This is a genomic window from Chryseobacterium sp. sg2396 (assembly GCF_042610505.1).
Taxonomy (GTDB): Bacteria; Bacteroidota; Bacteroidia; order Flavobacteriales; family Weeksellaceae; genus Chryseobacterium.
Window position 1 is genome coordinate 94,970 of record NZ_JBHGAQ010000015.1, and the last position, 19,143, is coordinate 114,112.

General features: G+C 40.6%; 14 protein-coding genes. 5 read left to right on the top strand and 9 right to left on the bottom strand.

Annotated elements, in window-relative coordinates; all coding sequences use genetic code 11:
• The first annotated feature begins 63 nt into the window (after positions 1–63).
• Together ACED20_RS15760 and ACED20_RS15765 are read left to right on the top strand one after the other, a co-directional pair.
• Positions 64–912: a methylated-DNA--[protein]-cysteine S-methyltransferase gene (locus tag ACED20_RS15760; protein ID WP_294234757.1), complete on the top strand. Its 849-nt coding sequence runs from the start codon at positions 64–66 to the stop codon at positions 910–912.
• Between the two features lie 223 nt (positions 913–1,135).
• Entirely contained in the window at positions 1,136–1,747 is a 612-nt protein-coding gene (locus ACED20_RS15765; protein ID WP_378105643.1) for an alpha-ketoglutarate-dependent dioxygenase AlkB family protein, read from the top strand.
• A gap of 732 nt (positions 1,748–2,479) precedes the next feature.
• Here ACED20_RS15765 and ACED20_RS15770 read toward each other — a convergent pair.
• The 7 genes from ACED20_RS15770 to ACED20_RS15800 all read right to left on the bottom strand — a co-directional run bounded on the left by ACED20_RS15770 (position 2,480) and on the right by ACED20_RS15800 (position 12,229).
• Entirely contained in the window at positions 2,480–4,336 is a 1,857-nt protein-coding gene (locus tag ACED20_RS15770) for a CocE/NonD family hydrolase (protein ID WP_294201397.1), read from the bottom strand.
• 227 nt (positions 4,337–4,563) lie between these two features.
• Positions 4,564–4,944, bottom strand: coding sequence for a hypothetical protein (locus tag ACED20_RS15775; protein ID WP_146941041.1), 381 nt, complete (start codon positions 4,942–4,944; stop codon positions 4,564–4,566).
• 48 nt (positions 4,945–4,992) lie between these two features.
• Entirely contained in the window at positions 4,993–5,424 is a 432-nt protein-coding gene (locus ACED20_RS15780) for a hypothetical protein (protein ID WP_294221136.1), read from the bottom strand.
• A gap of 153 nt (positions 5,425–5,577) precedes the next feature.
• Positions 5,578–8,289, bottom strand: coding sequence for an outer membrane beta-barrel protein (locus tag ACED20_RS15785; RefSeq protein WP_378105647.1), 2,712 nt, complete (start codon positions 8,287–8,289; stop codon positions 5,578–5,580).
• Positions 8,290–8,366: 77 nt separating this feature from the next.
• Complete coding sequence (locus ACED20_RS15790) at positions 8,367–11,138, bottom strand: outer membrane beta-barrel protein (protein ID WP_378105649.1); 2,772 nt, start codon at positions 11,136–11,138, stop codon at positions 8,367–8,369.
• A gap of 179 nt (positions 11,139–11,317) precedes the next feature.
• Complete coding sequence (locus ACED20_RS15795; protein ID WP_378105651.1) at positions 11,318–11,737, bottom strand: SH3 domain-containing protein; 420 nt, start codon at positions 11,735–11,737, stop codon at positions 11,318–11,320.
• A 6-nt stretch (positions 11,738–11,743) separates the two neighbouring features.
• Positions 11,744–12,229 carry a BON domain-containing protein gene (locus tag ACED20_RS15800; protein WP_378105653.1) on the bottom strand — a complete coding sequence of 162 codons (486 nt, stop codon included), beginning with the start codon at positions 12,227–12,229 and terminating at the stop codon, positions 11,744–11,746.
• Between the two features lie 270 nt (positions 12,230–12,499).
• Here ACED20_RS15800 and ACED20_RS15805 point away from each other — a divergent pair, with 270 nt between their 5' ends.
• The 3 genes from ACED20_RS15805 (at position 12,500) to ACED20_RS15815 (ending at position 15,303) form a co-directional block, all read left to right on the top strand.
• Positions 12,500–13,012 carry a hypothetical protein gene (locus tag ACED20_RS15805; RefSeq protein WP_294311764.1) on the top strand — a complete coding sequence of 171 codons (513 nt, stop codon included), beginning with the start codon at positions 12,500–12,502 and terminating at the stop codon, positions 13,010–13,012.
• 46 nt (positions 13,013–13,058) lie between these two features.
• The gene (locus ACED20_RS15810; protein ID WP_294221145.1) at positions 13,059–14,309 is read left to right on the top strand and encodes a dicarboxylate/amino acid:cation symporter; all 1,251 of its coding nucleotides are present in this window, start codon (positions 13,059–13,061) and stop codon (positions 14,307–14,309) included.
• 271 nt (positions 14,310–14,580) lie between these two features.
• The gene (locus tag ACED20_RS15815; protein WP_345766350.1) at positions 14,581–15,303 is read left to right on the top strand and encodes a phytanoyl-CoA dioxygenase family protein; all 723 of its coding nucleotides are present in this window, start codon (positions 14,581–14,583) and stop codon (positions 15,301–15,303) included.
• A gap of 227 nt (positions 15,304–15,530) precedes the next feature.
• On the opposite strand, the gene ACED20_RS15820 is transcribed toward ACED20_RS15815, so the two are convergent.
• Positions 15,531–16,292 carry a hypothetical protein gene (locus ACED20_RS15820; RefSeq protein WP_378105657.1) on the bottom strand — a complete coding sequence of 254 codons (762 nt, stop codon included), beginning with the start codon at positions 16,290–16,292 and terminating at the stop codon, positions 15,531–15,533.
• A gap of 9 nt (positions 16,293–16,301) precedes the next feature.
• The gene (locus tag ACED20_RS15825; protein WP_345766349.1) at positions 16,302–19,103 is read right to left on the bottom strand and encodes a GH92 family glycosyl hydrolase; all 2,802 of its coding nucleotides are present in this window, start codon (positions 19,101–19,103) and stop codon (positions 16,302–16,304) included.
• Positions 19,104–19,143 lie beyond the last annotated feature (40 nt).

Below are 19,143 nucleotides of genomic sequence, written 5' to 3' on the forward strand. Positions count from 1 at the left end.
CGCAGGAATCGGATTTTTTCTGCCGTACATTCTTCGGAAATTTGTGAGGTAAAATAAACGAATATGTCCACACAAAGTCAGATCGATTACGAAAGAATTGCCAGGGCGATAGATTATATCCGGAGCAACTTCAGGCTTCAGCCGGGTTTGGAGGAAGTGGCGGAAGAAATCAGTTTAAGTCCGGCCCATTTTCAGAAGATGTTTTCCGACTGGGCAGGAACGAGTCCGAAGAAATTTTTGCAGTTCATCAGTCTTGAGCATGCCAAAAGTTTACTCAAGGAAGAAAAAGCGAGTTTGTTTGATACCGCGCTGGAAACGGGACTTTCGAGCACGAGCCGGTTACATGACCTGTTTGTGAAAATCGAAGGGATGTCTCCGGCAGAATATAAAAACGGGGGAAAAAGCCTTAGGATCAATTACAGTTTTTCCGGAAGTCCTTTCGGAAATGTGATTGCAGCTTCCACAGAAAAAGGAATCTGCTACCTGGCTTTTGAAAATGATATACCTAAAGCATTGGGAGATTTACAGGCTAAATTTCCCAATGCTTCTTTTTTTGAACAACAAGATGATTTCCAGAAAAATGCCCTGTCCATTTTCAGCAAGGACTGGACGGAACTCAACACCGTTAAGCTCCACCTAAAGGGCACGGATTTTCAGCTTAAAGTCTGGGAAAGCCTGCTGACTATTCCTATGGGAAAATTATCTACTTATGGAAAGCTGGCTGAGAAAATCGGGCATTCCAAAGCGTCAAGAGCCGTGGGAACCGCGATCGGCAGTAATCCGGTAGCGTTTTTGATTCCGTGCCACCGCGTGATCCAGTCGTCCGGGAAAATCGGCGGCTATATGTGGGGAACCGAAAGAAAACAGCTGATCATAGGCTGGGAAAGCTCAAGAACCTATTCAGACTTTTAGATACAAAGATCAAAATTTTAAATAAATAGAATAATTTATTTTAAATTTAAACCCATTATTTTATCGATAGAAACGGGCTTTAGACCGTTTTAAGATATATAAATAAAAATTGGCTTTAGCCAAAATTTATTCAGAAATCAGCACATCTTTTCCATCCCAGTTTCTATAACAAAGATGAAATGATAACATTAGATACTAAACATAAAATATTGACTCAACAGCCATGCTTAGCCTTTTCGAAGACATATCAGATTATCCCTTAAACCTCCTTCCCAAAGACGGAACCGTGCATTATTACGGAAAAGTTTTCTCCAGAGAAAAGGCGGATGCTTATTATGATTATCTGTTCCAGCAAATTCCATGGGAAAATGATGAAGCCATTATTTTTGGAAAGCTGATTATCACCAAAAGGAAAGTCGCCTGGTTTGGGGACCAGCCTTTTGAATATACGTATTCCAAACGGACAAAATATGCGAAACCGTGGACGCCGGAACTGCTCGAGCTGAAACGGAAGTGTGAAGAAATCACCGGAGAAACCTACAATTCCTGCCTCCTGAACCTCTACCACGACGGAAACGAAGGCATGGCCTATCACAGCGATGCCGAAAAAGACCTGAAAAAGCATGCGGCAATTGCTTCATTAACGTTCGGTGCCGAAAGGAAGTTTCTGTTCAAACATAAAACGGAAAACGAAAAAGCAGAGGTGTTCCTCGAAAACGGCAGTCTGCTGGTAATGAAAGGAACCACACAGGATCACTGGCTGCATCGTTTGCCGACGACTACCAAAGTGAAAACCCCGAGGGTAAACCTGACGTTCCGGACGATTGTTGAATAGCTTTTTACTGCGAAAGGCATAAAAGCTTTTAACACATGAGATCATAAGATTTAATTTTTTCCGGTGGCTGAGCGGAGCCGAAGCCACATCATTCGTAGAAAATCCGTATAAATCATGAGTGAATTTTACCGCAAAAGTCACAAAAGATATTCATACCGCAGAATAAAGTTAAATACTTTATGCTGAAGAAAGCACACAGAAGTTTTTTAAAAATCAAAGATTTGTATGTCTTTTGTTGAAAAGAATGGCAACTCCCTGTGGTTAAGTTTATCTAAGCGGATCTAACCTCAGTGGGCTTTTATAAGTGTAAAATTTATGCTGAGCCTGTCGAAGTAGCTTTGTGAAACTTTCTGCGGGTAGTAGATACATTTTCTCCGTGAGCTTTGCGTTCATCATTAAATCCAAAGTTTTGAAAATCTTGATTTTTAATCTCATGTGTTCTAAAATATTTTCAAGCTATTTACATCTTCCCTGTGACTTATATGTTAAAATAAAGCAGCATCATCTGAGAAAATCTGAGCAGATCTGTGGGAGATTTTTTATCACAAGAGGATCTTGTTATGTATCTTGCCATACAATTCTCTAGTACTATATCTAGATTCCCTGCGGAAATGACAAGCGAAGTGGATATTAATGAATAATGAAGAGAAACAGCATTATCTGCAAGATTTGCGTGAGATAAGATAAAAAAAGGTAGCTTCGAGAACCTCAGCTACCTTTTCTTTTTTTTGTTTATTTTAAAACTTCCACTTCAATCGCACTGTCATCAAATACCTTAATGAAAGCTTTTGTGTAATCTTCTTTCGTGGCGAAATTCGGATTGTCCAGGAATTTCTGCGGATTGATCGCGAACAAAGGGAACCAGGTGGAAGAAATCTGGATCTGGATCTTGTGTCCTTTTTTAAAGGTGTGAACCACATCCTGAAGCCTGAAATTCACAGCGGTCTTCTGATTCGGGATTAAGGCTTCGGCTTTCTCCCTTGAATTCCGGAATCTTGCCGGCATGATTTCGCTTCGTACCATCTGATGGTAATTTCCGTAGATCACTCCGTCTTTCTTCTCAGCAGGTTTGAAATCTTCCGGATAAATGTCGATTAACTTCACTGCAAAATCGGCATCGGTAGAAGAGGAAGCAATATTTAATTTAGCCATAATTTCACCGGCGAGTGTAAGGTCTTCCGTCAAAGCTTCCGTCGTGAAGGTAAGTACATCCGGTCTTCCTTCGGCAAAACGCTGGTCTTCCGACATATAATTTCTTGGGGTAAAGCCGTTGAAATCTTTTAAGTTTTCAGAGCTTAAAACCGGATTGTTCGGATCGCTGTAATATTCTGAAAAACCTTGTCCGGCTGAATTTTTAAGGGTTCCCCCGGATAAGTAGAAGTTTACTTTTTTAGCTTCTTTCGGTGGATATGATGTAAATTCCCTCCATTGTTTTGCCCCGGTGTCATACATCATGGCTTCCGGCAGACCGGCATCCTGCTTGGTATTTCCTTTCAGGTAATGATTGAAGAATTTCGTTTCCAGATTTTTCTGATAATAGGTTGCAATGCTGTCGCCGAAATAGATCTGGTTATGGAAATGTTTTCCCTGCTCGTAAGCCCAGGCTCCGTGGGAAAAAGGCCCCATAACGATTGTATTTTTCGCTTTCGGACTTGTTTTTTCGATAGTTTTATAGATATTCAGCGGTCCGGAAAGGTCTTCCGCATCAAACCAGCCTCCGACGGTCATTACGGCATGATTTACATTTTTTAGATGAGGCAGCAAACCTCTTTTCTGCCAGAATTCATCGTAATTGGTGTGGTTCATAACTTCCGTCATGAAGAAATTATTCTTGTAATATTTCTCGTAACCATCTTTTAATGTTCCCATATCGCGGTAGAATTTCAGTCCGTCTTCGGAAGAAACTTTGATCATGGAATCATTATACCAGGCTTTATTCTCAGGTTTCGTTTTCTGAACTCCGAAAACCGGGAATGTTCTGAAATAAGCGAGCATAAATCTTCCGTTGTGCAGGAAATCGTCGTTCCAGAAATCGGAGATCGGTGCCTGCGGGGAAGAGGCTACCAAAGCAGGATGTTGTGCGAGAACACCTACTGCCGTATAAAACCCGGGATAAGAAGTTCCGTATTGTCCTAACTTTCCGTTGTTGTCTTTGATGTTTTTCACCAGCCAGTCGATGGTATCATAGGTATCGGTGCTTTCGTCCACATCTTTTTTCGTTTTATGGTCCACCTGTGGCGTCATATTGGTGAAGGTTCCTTCGCTCATATACCTTCCGCGGACATCCTGGTAAACGAAAATGTATTTGTCGTTCATCAGATACGGATTCGGGCCCAGCTTGGTGCGGTATTCATTTTCACCGTATGGCGCCACGCTGTAGCAGGTCCTCTGCATCAGGAACGGGTATTTGTTTTTGGCGGAAATATCCTTGGGAATATATACCGAAGTAAAAAGCCTGACCCCGTCACGCATCGGAATGTAGATTTCCTTTTTAATGAAATTGTCCTTTACAAAAGTATCGGGCTGCTTATTCTGTGCCATTGCCAGAATAAACAGGAAGGAAAGCCACATGGAAAAATGTCTCTTCATTGTCTCAAAAATTTGATGCTAATTTAGTCATAAATTGCTTTCCGTTAAATGGATGTTTAGATTTAAATGATAAAAATCCTGTTATGCATGTATTTGTAATATGGATGATTGGCCATTTGCAAATCTACAGAAACAGTTCATCCGATTATTTGAGGGATAATACAAGAAAGGTCCGTTTCATAATTGATGAAACGGACCTTTAGAATTTAAACAGGTAAAGTGAATTATTATTTTTCAACTAAAAATACAGCGGTTTTATCAACTGTGATTATTCCGCTTTTCTCATTTTTCAGTTTAAATGAAGCGGTGTGATCGTCAAATTTAAAAACAATGCTGTCATTAGTGATTTTTTTCAAATCTTTGATTTTACTTTTATCAGTAACAACCTCGTTTTGTTTGATCATAATCTCCTCGTCTGAAAAAATAATCTGGCTTTTCTGCTCAACTATTTTTTTCTTAACCATCTCATGCAATGCCAGATTCTTGAAATTAATTTGTTCTATATTATAAGAGTCAACCAGATTCCAGTTTCCGGTAAAATTATTTTTCTGGAATTCAGCAAATGAAAAGCAAATAAGTACTGCTGATAGGATAATATATTTTTTCATACCTATAATATTTAAATTAGCGAGAACAATATTCTCGCTAATTATTATTTATTCCGGGTTATTTTTGATTACATTGTCATTTAGTTGGTACAATACATTTTGAAGATTATTATCAATTTCTATTTTAGTACCCTTTTCATCATCTGTTAAAGTACCGTCAATTGTATTTTTAATATCTCCATTTGCTCCCTGTTCCTGCATTATTTTTCCTTGGAAATGATAGTGGTGTCCACCGCCTACCATGTGAATATCATAGTGATTAATTTTAGGACCAGACCAACCTACTGAAACATCTACCCAACCATAGATATGCCATGAAGTTCCATTTGTGTCAGTAATGTATTCATCAATTTTAATCTTCTTAAAGAAGTTTACACTCTTTGACTCTAAAGTTTTAGAAAAGTTTGAAGTAAACCCAGTAGTGTTTGCAGTTACTAATCCTGCAAAGCCGATCATCGCAGTTAAAAGAATTTTTTTCATAGTTTTTTAATTTAAAAGTTATTTTTAGATTGCAATCTGATGACAATATTATTAAATTTTTTTAATACACCAAATGGTGTTTTAATTTAATCCTTTAAATAATTAAGAATATAATTGATCGGAATTAAAAGGTTTTGAGCATAATTATGTGAATTACTTTTTCTTACTTGTACTTGTAAATTTATTCAGTTTCAGTGTTAAATAAAACATTATGTATCGTCTCAGGATCAGGTCTTCCCGGTCTTCCACATAAGTAGCGGTAATATTTCTTCTCACGCTCTGGTTCTGGTTTAATACATCATAGACTTTTACTTTTGCTGTCAGCTGTTTTTTGTAGAAAGAATAGCCGATGGCAGAATTCAGGAAATAGAAATCCCTTTTGAAACCCGGGGCGATATTGGAACTGGTGTTGTATTCGAAATCATTTTCAAGAATCAGATTGGTCTTAAGGAAATAATTAGTAAGCTCCAGCGAAAAGGTCTGATAGGTATTCCTGATGCTTTCCACGCTGTAATTTTTATAGTTTGAAAAGGAATAATTAATGCTGTAGGATGGTTTGATGTTGATTTTATCCTTTTTATCATACACCAGGTTGATCCCCGGATTCAAGACATAAGAATTTCCGGTGTATATCTGCCCATTAATGAAGCCGCGGTTATACCGGTAGCTCAGGCCTGCTTTCGGGCTGACGGTTATTTTCTGGTCGTTCCACTTAAACGTTTTGCTGAAACCGCTTCCGAAATTTGCGCTTTTGTTCCCGCTGATGTTGGTGTACGTGACAAACTGTTTCCCCGAATCATCATAGTAGGAAAATGCTGTCGTGTCGTTGCTGTTGTAAGTAAAAGACAGGTTGATGTAATAATTGGTGTTTTTGGGAACATTGAAGTTGTTGTAATACAGGCTTGCCCGGTTGCTCCAGGCATTTTTAAGATCGGGATTTCCCTGGTAGGTAACCAACGGATTCGATTCGTCAACATAAGGAATCAGCCGTTCGGCAGCAGGGATGGTGAAGCTTGCTGAGTTGTAGATGTTCAATCTCGAATTCTGTGAAAGTTTATATTGCAGTCCGGCATTGTAATCCGGCAGAATGAAATTCCGGTGTAGTTCAAAACGCTGCCCATTGAATAAGGAATTATACTTCAGGTCTGTAAAATCCACATTGGCTGAAGCCCAGAAATTGTACTTCTGCTTGTTTAGCTCAACCGTTACCTGTGGCGAAAGCTGGCTGTTTTTCTGATCCGAGCTGTTGGATAACGGCAGGTTGTAGCTTGAGTACTGCCCGGTTGCCGGATCAAAATCATTCACCATCCTTTCATTGAAGGTATTGGTGGAGTTGTAATCTAAACCGAAATTAATATTCAGCGAATCCGAGATCGGTTCCGTATATTTTGCATTGAAGCTGTAATTGTTGTTTTGAGATTTGGTTTTGGCCAGCTGGTTCCTGAAATCCCTTTTTGCAGGGTCTTCCACGCCGTTATCATAGAAAAAGGTCTGGGAATTGGTGAGGCTTTTATTTTTATTTTCTGTGATTGACGTATTTAGACTTGAATAAAAAAAACGTCCTTTTTTACTGAATTTTCTTGAATAGTGGATGTTTGGGGTAAAGGAATGGCTTTCCGAATCCGAACGGACCGAAGAGGTGCTTTGGTTCAACAGGGTCTCATCTCTCAAGGTAGCCGCCTTTGAGGTATTGAAATTCTTTGTTGCCGAGCGGGAGAAGGCGGGAGAAAAATAAATCGTGCTCAGCGTGTCCGGCTTTATTTTGACGGATGCGTTGAAGTTGTACTGTTCAGTGTTGTTTGCGGCCTGGCTTTCCGAGTTGGTTTTCAGTTTATAATCCGGCAGGAAGGTAGTTTTCGAAATTTTCGATGCGGTCTGAAGATCGGTTTCCGTGCGGGTAAGTCCGAAAGCGTCCAGATCGGCTTCTTTGCTCAGTTGGTCCGTATAATTCAGGCCGATGGTGGTGGATTTCCGGATGCCCTGTCCGCCGCTTCCGGTCTGTGAAGCCCGCGAACTGCCTCCGTTGCCGGAATCTCCCCGCGCATTGATGTTGTTGGAAGAAAACACGAGGCTTATTTTCCTTTTGTCCTTAAAGTAGCTCAGGAACCCGCTGCCTTCATATCTTTTGTCGGAGCCGTAACCGGCAGAAAGCCTTGAAAGAAAACCCTTATTTTTCTTATCATCAATGGTAAAATTGATGGTCGTATTTTCAGATTTCGGCGGTTTTCCGGTGAGCTCTTCTTCCTTCGTTTTGGTCGTTGTAAACTGGATGTTTTTAATGATATCGGCAGGAATGTTTTTCAAGGCAATTTTGCCGTCTTTATCGAAGAAAGGCTTTCCGTTGATCATGATCTGATCCACCTGCTTTCCATTGGCCGTTATTTTTCCGTCGCTGTCGATTTCCACGCCGCTGATGTTTTTCAGAAGTTCTTCGATGCTGCTGTCGGGACGAACTTTTATGGCGGCGGCATTGAATTCAATGGTATCTTTTTTAATTTTTATCGGGGACACGGTGATCCTAACCTCTTCAATATTGGTTATAGTGTTTTTATCCAGCTCGATGGTTCCGATGTCTACGGATCGGTTGATTTTTTCAAAAACTTTGGAATACGAAATAAGTTTCTCAGCATCCGCCTTTAGGATGAACGATTCTTTAAGCTCATCCGTTTTTAATGAAAATTTTCCTTCTTTATTGGTTGAGGTATAATTAATGACAGAAGAATCTTTTCGCTTTAAAAGATAAACCGTAGCATTTTCCACCGGCTTTTTTCCAAAATCCACGATTTTTCCGTCAATGCTGAGCTTTTGTCCGTTCAGTATTAAAAATTGAAATAAAAATATCAGCAGCCATATGCTCTTCTTCATAATCATGTTTTGAACGTGCTAAAATATAAAAAAACATCCCTCGGAAGGGATGTTGGCAATTTAAAATAATTTTAAATCTATGGGGTTTGTGTTTTGTTGCGTGCAAATTTATTAAGCTTCATCGTTAAGGAGAACATCACATAGCGTTTCAGGATCAGGTCGTCGCGGTCCTCAAAAAAGGTGTTGGAAATGGTCCTCTTTACACTTTGGTTCTGGTTCAGTACATCATAGACCTTCACTTTTGCCGTTAGCTGTTTGTTGAAGAAAGAATAGCCCACGCTGGTATTCCAGAAGTAAAAGTCTCTTTTGAAGCCGGGAGCGATGTTGGTGTTGGTATTGTATTCCAGGTCATTTCCTAAAATCAGTCTGCTTTTGAAGAGGTAGTTGGTAAGCTCCAGTTTCAGGATCTGGTTGCTGGTGTTCACTTCGTCGATGCTGTAGTTTTTATATTTTGAAAAATTATACCCTAATGTGTAAGAGGGTTTTACCGTAAGCTTGTCTTTAATTTCATAGGTAAAGTTCAGCCCCGGATTAATGCTATAGTAGCTGCTGGTAAATTCCTTTCCGTTGATGAATCCTTTGCTGAATCCATACATCGAATTGAATCTTGGGTTGATGGTCAGCTTGTTTTCTTTCCACTTGAAAGTCTTGCTGAAACTTGCCCCGAAGTTGAAGTGCTTGTTACCGCTTATGTTGGTATACGTTACAAGCTGCCTTCCGCTCTCATCGAATGAGGAATAATTGATGATGTCATTGTTTTTGTAGGTAAATCCGGCATTCAGGTAATAGTTGATGTTCTTTACCATGTTGAAATTATTGAAATACAGGTATGTCGAATGGGTCCATGTATTTTTCAGATTCGGATTTCCCTGATAAGCTGCCAATGGATTTATTATATCCAGATAGGGAGTAAGCTGCTCCGCTGTCGGAATGGTAAAGTCGGAGAAGTTATACAGGCTTAATCTTTTGTTCTGGGAAAATTCGTAATTCATTCCCAAATTATAGCTTGGCAGGATGAAATTTTTCTGCAGGCCGTAATCCTGGTTGTTAAATCGGGAACTCACATTCATATTGGAAAATTCTGCCTTTACAGAACCCCAGCCATTGATTTTCTTTTTGTTGATCTCGAAGGACAGTTCAGGGGATATTTCATCGATCTTCTGATTCATCCGGTTTGACAGGCCATAATTATAGCTTGAATACTGCAGGGAAGATGCGTTAAAATCATTTACATCCCTCATGTTCCTCATATTCGTGGTATTGTAATTAAGGTTCAGGCCGATAGTAACAGAATCGGTGATCGGCTCGGAATATCCTGTACTGAAGCGGTAATTGCTGTTCTGGTTTTTCTTCAATGAAAACTGGTTTCTGTTGTCATTCGGCTGGGTACCCAGATAAAAGATATTTTCCGATCGGTTTAGCTGGTTTTCTTTGTTTTCATTAATGCTGCTGCTCATATTTGCATGCATTTCCCTTCCTTTTTTCCTGAATTTTTTAGAGAAATAAATGTTAGGGTTGAATGCATTGTTTTCAGAATCGGTTTTCGAGTAACTGCTGCTCGTATTCAGCAGGTCATTATCACGGAATGTGCTGGAATTGGCAGTACTGAAATTTTGAATTTCGTTTCGTGAAAACGACGGTGAAAAATAAATACTCGTTAAAGAATCCAGGCGGATTCTCGCAGAAACATCAAAATTATACTGTCTGGAATCATTGCCGCCATTGCTTTCGGAATTGGTTTTCAAAGTATAGTCGGGAAGCAGGGTTGTCCTTGAAACTTTCGATCTCGTCTCCAGGTTATTGTTGATGTGGATCAGGCTTACATTATCCAGGTCGATGTCCTTTCCGAATTTATCACTGTAATTAAATCCAATGGTGGTGGATTTCTGGATGCCTTTGGTATTGTTTCCGCCAGACACGTAATAGGTAGAGCCTCCGCTGGTAACTACAGAACCGCCCTGCATCAGCCAGGAATTTCTCCCGCGACCCATACTGTCAAAAACCTCATCACTCGAAAATCCCTGGGAATTGATGTTATTGGAAGCTGCCAGGAGACTTATTTTGGTATCGTTTTTAAAATAGCTGATCAACCCGCTGCCTTCATACCGCTTATCAGAGCCGTAGCCCAAGGTAAGCCTTGAAATCAGGCCCTTGTTTTTCTTTTCGTCGATGTTGAAATTGATGGTGGCATTATTGGATTTCGAGGATTTCCCGCTCAGTTCCTCTTCTTTGGTTTTAGTCGTCGTAAACTGGATGTTTTTAATGATGTCGGCAGGCAGGTTCTGCAAGGCGATTTTCCCGTTTTTATCAAAAAATGGCTTTCCGTTGATGGTAATCTGGTCGACTTCTTTTCCATTGATGGTAATTTTGCCGTCATTGTCCATCTGCACGCCCGGAATCTGCTTCAGCAGTTCCTCGATTTTACTGTCTGGACGTACCTTAATCGAAGAAGCATTGAATTCGATGGTGTCTTTTTTTACTTTAACCGGTGAGGCTGTAAGCTTCACTTCCTGAATATTGGACACCGAATTTCTTTCAAGTTCGATATTTCCCAAGGAAACGGATTCCCCGATATTTTCAAAATTCCTGGAATAAGAAATTAGTTTTTCCGCATCTACTTTCAGGATGCTAGGTTCATAGACTTCATCCGTTTTCAGGGAAAAGTTTCCTTCCCTATTGGATGATGTGTAGTTGATGATGGAAGAATCTTTCTGTTTCAGAAGGTAGATGGTGGCATTTTCTACGGGTTTCTTTTCAAAGTTTAAAACTTTTCCGTTGATGTTTAGTTTCTGAGCATCGAGCATTAGAATATTCAGCAATACAACCAGCAGCAATAATAGTTTTCTCATTGGAGTTAATGATTATTAGAGCCGCAAAATTATATGAAAAATTGGCCGGAGCAAAGTCGTTCCGCGTTAAATAGCGTTAATGTTTACACTTCAGATTTCCTTTAACTGTTAAGTTTCCCTAAAAAATAAAAACACCTCTTAAAAAAAGAGATGTTTTTTGTCGTCATATCAGATTGGGATTAAGCTCTCAAATATCTTGAATAAGCATAGCCTTCCTGTCCGTCGTCGGTTTTCACTTTCCACCAGTCGTCAGAAGTCTGCTCGACAAGGGTTACCGAAGAACCTTTTGTGGCTTTTCCTACGATAGCTGCTTCCGTAGAAGGCTCCTGTCTGATGTTTAAGTTGGATTCATCCGTTGCCACGGTAAGAGATGTTCCTGCCGAAAGACCGGATACCTGTACATCGATATTGATGTCTGAAGCGGAATAAGTGGAATCAATTGCTCCTAAAGCATTCCATACTGCATCTTTTGCAGCGGTATTGGAAGCACTTCCGGAAACATAAAGGATCCCGTCCTGTTCCTGAACCTGAAGATTGGAGATTCCTGCAGACTGAGCCGCAGAAACCACATTTGAATATTTATCCTGTAATGTACTCATGACTGATTATTTTGTTACGGTATAGTTATAATTTACTTTTCCTAATTTTAAAGCATCTACCGATTCTTTTATTTTTCTGGCATCAGAAGAAGAAACGTTTCCGGTAAGGGTAAGCTCTCCGTTTACCACTTCTACTTTTACTCCGGGAATATCTTTCACGGCATCCTTTACTTTCTGCTGTACCTCAGGCGCAACGGCAGATTGGGTGTCAATAGCAGGAGCAGCCGCTGCTACGGTAGCCATATCCATTACTTCTTTCACTCCGTTGATGGCTTTCAGTTGTTTGATCATGGCGTCTTTAGCTTGTTGTGTTTCGAAAGTTCCGCTTAAGTGTGCCACTCCGTCTTTTACTTCTACGGAAGCATTCGGGTTAGACACCACTACAGTTGTAGCCTGAGTCTGAAGATCGGCATCAGAAACTTTTTTCTTGCAGGAAACAGACCCGAAAGAGACAGCGATAGCCAAAGCAGCCATAGCGATTGATTTTTTCATAGTTGTATATTTTTAATGTTAATACAGTTAAATATAACAGTAAAATGTGTACCAAAATGTAAAGTTCAATAATTTTTTATATAAAATTTTTATTCAATATTATACAGAATCAATGTTTAAAGGAAAAATAGGTGTCGGATCAATCCGGTAAGTAATTTATTGCATAACAGAACCATCTCGTGAACGGTGAGAAGAAAATCACTATTTTGGAAATGTTTATCGTGTTTCAAAGAAAAAAACATTCATTTTTGTCGGATATTCAGGATTACGATGAAGATATATGATGATCTGGCTTTCTCGGTTTACGGGCTACTAATGAAGATAAATAAAAAAGACAATACGCGGAAGCTGCTCTATAAAACGTCTCTGATCATCTCTCTGATGATGGTCCTGCTTTCATTTACGGTAAAAGGAGTATTGGAGCTGAACGGTTATGACGATACGGTCATTCCGCCCTTTTATATATTCCTATGGATATCCGTTGTTTTAATCATTAATTATTTATACTTAAAAAGGAGGGGGCCTGGGAATGATTTTGAATTTACTTATAAAAATACAGTTCTGGTTATCATTCTGATATTGGGTATCATTACTTTTTTCATCCTGGTAGCCAATAAAAACCGGGAAAGGATTTTCAGAAATAGAAACTATTTTCAGGAGGTGACAGATCATGGAGGAATAAAACCTTTTAACCCCAATGAAAAACCGAAGTCATTGGAAGGTGAAGTAAGATTGTGGCTATATGATACCTTTGAGAAGAAAGATAGTGTGAAGAGTAAATAGAAACCAAATGTAAAAATATTATATTTGCCAAACTTGAATTATTGATATGAAAGGACAAAATAAATTGTTTATCGCCATTGTTGTTGCGCTGATCCTGGGCGTAGCCATTGGCGGACTGGTGCATGTAAGTTATCCTGAAAGCGCAGAATCTTTTTCCAAAAACATCAAACTGTTGGGAACGGTTTTTATCCGTCTGGTGCAGATGATCATCGCTCCGCTGGTTTTCACTACGCTGGTGGTGGGAATTGCCAAGATGAGCGATATTAAAATGATTGGAAGAGTAGGGACCAAAGCGATGTTGTGGTTTATTTCCGCTTCGCTGGTTTCGCTTTTTATCGGGCTGATGCTTGTAAACTGGCTGGAACCCGGCCATGTCACCAAACTCCCGATCCAGGATGCCGCTTCCGCCGAAGAATTGCTGAAAACCAGCAAAGGATTTTCGATGGAAGATTTCGTAAAGCACATCATTCCCAAAAGCCTTTTTGAAGCATTTGCCACCAACGAAGTCCTGCAGATCGTTGTTTTTTCCATCATGTTCGGGGTTGCACTGGCGAATATGGGAGAAGAATATTCACAGCCGGTGATCAAGTTGTTCGATATTATTGCCCATGGAATCCTGAAAATGGTAGGCTATATCATGTGGTTTGCACCGCTGGGTGTTCTGGGTGCTATTGCCGCAGTAGTCGCCACTAACGGTTTCGAGATATTTAAAGTCTATGCGATTTACTTAAGAGACTTTTTCTTTGCCCTGGGCATTCTCTGGTTGGCACTTCTGTTAGTCGGCTATCTGATTTTAGGAAACCGTCTTTTTGAATTGCTGAGAAGGATTAAAGAACCTCTGCTGATTGCTTTTTCCACCACAAGTTCCGAGGCTGTTTTCCCGAAACTGGTGGAAGAGCTTGAAAGATTCGGTTGTAACAATCGGGTCGTGTCCTTTATTTTACCGCTGGGTTACTCTTTTAACCTGGATGGAAGCATGATGTACATGACCTTCGCTTCGATCTTCATCGCCCAGATTTACGGAATCGAAATGACCATCGGGCAGCAGATCACCATGCTTCTTGTATTGATGCTGACGTCCAAAGGAATCGCCGGCGTACCGAGAGCTTCCCTGGTGATTATCGTGGCCACCTGCTCGATGTTCGGAATTCCGCCGGAAGGGATTGCCCTGATCCTGCCGATCGACCATTTCTGCGATATGGGAAGAAGTATGACGAATGTTTTGGGGAATGCCCTGGCCACTTCAGCAGTTTCCAAATGGGAAGGACAGCTGGATAACCATGGCGGAAACCTTTAAAAAATAAACTGCTGCTCATGCAGGTAGATGGTCAATAGTGAATTTTTATATTTCATTATTGGCCATTTGTTTTTAGGAGCTGTTTCCTGCTCTCACTACTCGCTTTTTTGTGTATTTCTGCGGCGGCAAAGCCGCCGCAGAAATACACAAAAAGAGCTCAGACATGCCGTTCGATCAGGGCTATAAAATCCCCGGCTGAATATTCCCAGTTGTTAAAAGAAATCTTTGCATCTTTGCCTTTAAAAATATTTTCTGGAATAAAACTATAAAAATGAATTTACAAAATCGTAGAGATTCAATAAAAGAAAACGGTTTTACGATAGTCAACTCTATTTTTTCAGAGGAAGAAATTGAAAAGATAAGTGAGGTCATTCAAAATATTGACACATCGAAAGAAACCTTCAGGAAATCGGAAGACCTTTTTGCCATCAGGCAGTTTTTAAAGGAAGTTCCCGGAGTGCAGGATCTGATCTTTAATGAAAAGATGAAAACCATGATCAGGGAGATTTTCGGGGATCGGTATTTTGTGGTGAAAAGTATTTATTTCGATAAGCCCGAAACCTCCAACTGGTACGTAGCTTATCATCAGGACCTCACGATTTCGGTAGATCAGAAAAAACCGCTGGAAGGATTCGGGCCATGGACGACCAAGCAGAATCAGTTTGCCGTTCAGCCGCCTTTGGAGGACCTGGAAAACATATACACGATCCGGATCCATCTTGATGATACGGATGAAAATAACGGTGCCCTGAAAGTAATTCCCGGATCCCAAACCAAAGGCATTTACCGCCCGGAGACCATCGACTGGACTACCGAGACCGAAGCAATCTGCCCTGTCGAAAGCGGCGGAATCATGATCATGAAACCTTTGATCCTGCATGGCTCCAACCGCACCACCAACGGAAAAAGAAGAAGGGTCATCCACATCGAATTTTCCGACAGGGAATTGCCGGACGGGCTGAACTGGGCGGAAAAGATAGTGATTGCAAATTAATGCAGAATTATATAAAGTCTTAAAGGTAGCGATCAACAGCATCGGTTAAATCCTGATGTATCATTCAATATAAATATAAGAACCCTGAAATAGCAGGACTTCTCTCTGAAGTACTTAATTACCTTGGAAAGAATAAGTCTTATAGAATTTTTCAATATGGAATTTTCGAATCCAGTTGAACTGTGGAGTAAAAATGAACCTCTTCCCGTAGAAAGAGGTTTACTTTTTTACCATTCGGCGTTGATTACTTCTCCGTATTTGGTTTTGATATTATCCGGCATATGTAAAAGCAGTATCAGGAATTCTTTTCCCGGTTCTTTATCTACAAACATGGGAGACTCGATTATCATATTCCTCCTCAGAATATTTTCCACCTCCTGATCCTTATCCCCGAAAGTTGCCAGCGGAGTAAGTTCTTCGATCTTTGAAAGATCATTTATTTTTACCTTATAAATGGCAAAAGGATTTTTCGGCGAAAAGTTTTTAATTGCAGAAAGATCGGACCTGTCACCTTTCTGTAATTCATCAAAGCATGTTGTAAACTCAAATCCTATAAATTTAAATTTGTTTTTATCGAGATAAGCAAAGGTCTTTCCTAAAGATATTGCGGTCGCCTTTTCCTTCTTCATATCAAACCTGTATTTTGGGGAACAGGAAGAAATAGAATATTCACCATTGTATTTATTCAATAAAATAAGATACGTTTCACCTGGTTTTACATCGATCTCACATGCCCCCGAATAGGAATTGCCGATAAGGCCGCGCACATTGAGTATTTTAAACGCTTTACCTTTATAGATTTTTTCAAATTTAATATCTGCTTTATAAGTTCTTTGATCCGTATTTTCACCATATACTTTCACAATCCGGATAATTCCTGCAACATCTGCAGCCAGATAGTTCTCTGCCAAAGGATCTGTTTTGCATCTGCATGCAGAGATGGTTATTATACAAAGCGTCAAAAATAACAACGAGAATAATTTTTTCATAATCAACAATTATTTCACAGAAATCTCATCAATAAAAATGTAAGCATCGCCGCCTGCTCCCTGGTGCCATTCCGGAAGCTTGCCGAAATGGTAAGCCTTCACTTTTACGTAACGGGCCTGCGTCGGCAAAACATCGGTGGAGAAATCTTTTACCTGAGGGGTTTCATCTTTCGGATCCAAAGTATTGTCTATGGTTTTCAGCAGGATGAAATCCTTTCCGTTGTTGGAAACGTAATATTCCACTTTTTTAGGCATTAAAATCCATGCCCGGCTGTCCTGCAGGTAAGTGGATGATAAATGGGTAATCTGCTGAGGCGATTTCATATCGATCACCGCTTCAAAAATCTGGCCCTGATAGCCGAGCCATTCGCCTTTTCTCCAGTTGGCATCCCCGTTGATACCGTCGATTAAAGACAGTTTTCCGCTGGCTGTATACTGTGGAGTAGGAGTAGAATTCACCGTAATGTCCCAGTTATTCGGTCTTCTGTTGAAAGCAGCCGTCACCACCGAGCTTTTCTCACCGTTTCTCTCCGCATACGCCGAAACCTGGGTGGTTTTCATGATCGTAAACGGACCTTTATATGCCGTAAATGTCTTTCTTACGTTGGCATCGCCTTCGTCAAGGGTCATGTAATAAATTTTATCATCCGGATTCAGTGCGGTGATTTCCACTTTCGTATTCAGATCGAAAATTCTGGCTGCAGCAATTACAGGAGAGGCCGTCAGTTCGTCATATTTAAAATCCCTGAACGATTTTGCATTTTCAAAACCTAACTTTTTCAGTTCTTCTCTTCCCGTATTTTTGGTAATGGTTCTGGTCGTTCCGTCTTCCAGGTGAATTTTAATTTCATCAAAATATGGTTTGGTGGTCTGCCATTCAGGCAATCCCGGCGTTACGGCATAAATTCCCATGGTGCTGAGAATATACCAAGCGCTCATCTGGCCGCAGTCTTCGTTTCCGATCAGTCCGTCCGGTGCGTTTTTATAATAATTGTCCAGGATGAATTTTATTTTGGCATCCGTTTTTTCCGGCTTGCCTACATAGTTGTAAAGGTAGGCAATATGATGGCTCGGCTCGTTTCCCTGCGCGTACTGGCCGATCAGTCCCGTGATGTCTACCTGCTCCCGGCCGGTGGTCTTATCAGGAGCGGCAAAAATAGCATCGATAAACTGCTCGAATTTTTCTTTCCCTCCATGGGCGGCGATCAGTCCCGGAATATCCTGCTGAACAGAGTAGGAATAGTGCCATGAATTCCCTTCCGTATAATTGTTGTTCACTTCTCTCGGCTCGAAAGGTTCGTACCAGTTTCCGTTCTTCCTCGGCTGCATAAATCCGTTCTTCGGATTGTAAAGGTTTTTCCAGTTCTGGGAGCGTTTCATGAAATACTGATAGTCTTCTTTTTTGCCTAAAATTTTAGCCATCTGGGCAATGCACCAGTCGTCGTAGGCGTATTCCACGGTTTTGGAAACGCTTTCATGCTCATCATCAATGCTGATGAAATTGTTCTGTTTGTAAGCATTCAATCCGAAAATATCCAACATGGCTGAATGTTTGGAGGCTTCAAATGCCTTTTCATAATCAAATCCGGTGATTCCTTTGGCCATCGCATCGGCAATGACGGAAACCGCATGGTACCCGATCATACATTCCGTTTCGTTGGAAGCGAGTTCCCACACCGGCAGCTTTCCGCCCTGTTCGTATTGTTTGATAAACGTATTAATGAAATCCGAGGTTCTTTTGTGGTCAATCAAAGTCATTAAAGGATGCGCCCCTCTGAAAGTGTCCCAAAGCGAGAATACCGAATAATAATCGAACCCTTTGGCCATATAAAATTTATTGTCGCGGCCTCTGTATTTTCCGTCTATATCCATATTGATGTTCGGCTGGGTGAACACGTGGTACATTGCCGTGTAAAAAACGGTCAGTTTATCTTTATCGGAAGATTTTACTTCTATTTTAGACAGTTCTTTGTCCCATTCGGCTATAGCCTGTTTTCTTACCGTTTCAAAATCATTTGATGTTCCTTCTGCCAGCATATTTTTCCCGGCCCCTTCATAACCTGTTGGTGAAATGGACACTTTTATCGCTATTTTTTCTCCTTTTCTTACTTTGGAAGAAAACGCAAGTGCCAATTTGGTGCCCGTGAAAAGATTACTCTCAACTTTTCCGTTCACCACTTTGTTAGAAATTTTCATAGGTTTTGAAAACTCAATTCTGGCGTAGATGTATTGATTGGTGGCCCAGGCTTCACTCCGTCTGAAAACTTCGATGGTTTTGCTGTCTATAACCCTCACTTCACCTTCCAGCAGTTTATCCCTGTGGTTCAGGTCTAAAATAATATGGGCATCTCCGGCATTGTTGAAGGTATATTCATGATAACCGACTCTCTTAGTCGTGGTTAAACGGACATCAATATTATGCTTATCCAGTTTTACGGAATAAAATCCAGCAGAAGCTTTTTCGTTTTTATGTGAAAATGAGGATGAATATTCTTTCGGAGTGAGTCCCGGCTTTCCCATTGTCGGCATCAGCATGATATCGCCGTAATCCGAAACGCCTGTTCCGTTGAGGTGGGTATGCGAAAATCCATAGATCACGGAATCGGAATAATGGTAACCGCTACAGCCGTCCCAGCTCCCGTCGATCCTTGTATCCGGGGAAAGCTGCACCATCCCGAAAGGCACGATGGCTCCCGGAAAAGTATGTCCATGCCCGCCCGTTCCGATAAACGGGTTCACATATTGTGAATAACGCTGCGAAAACAGATTATGAGCGATGATCCCAAGAAAAACAATGAATAATCTTTTCATAAGTAAAAATTAAAATTCCCCTAAAGTACTATAAAATTTG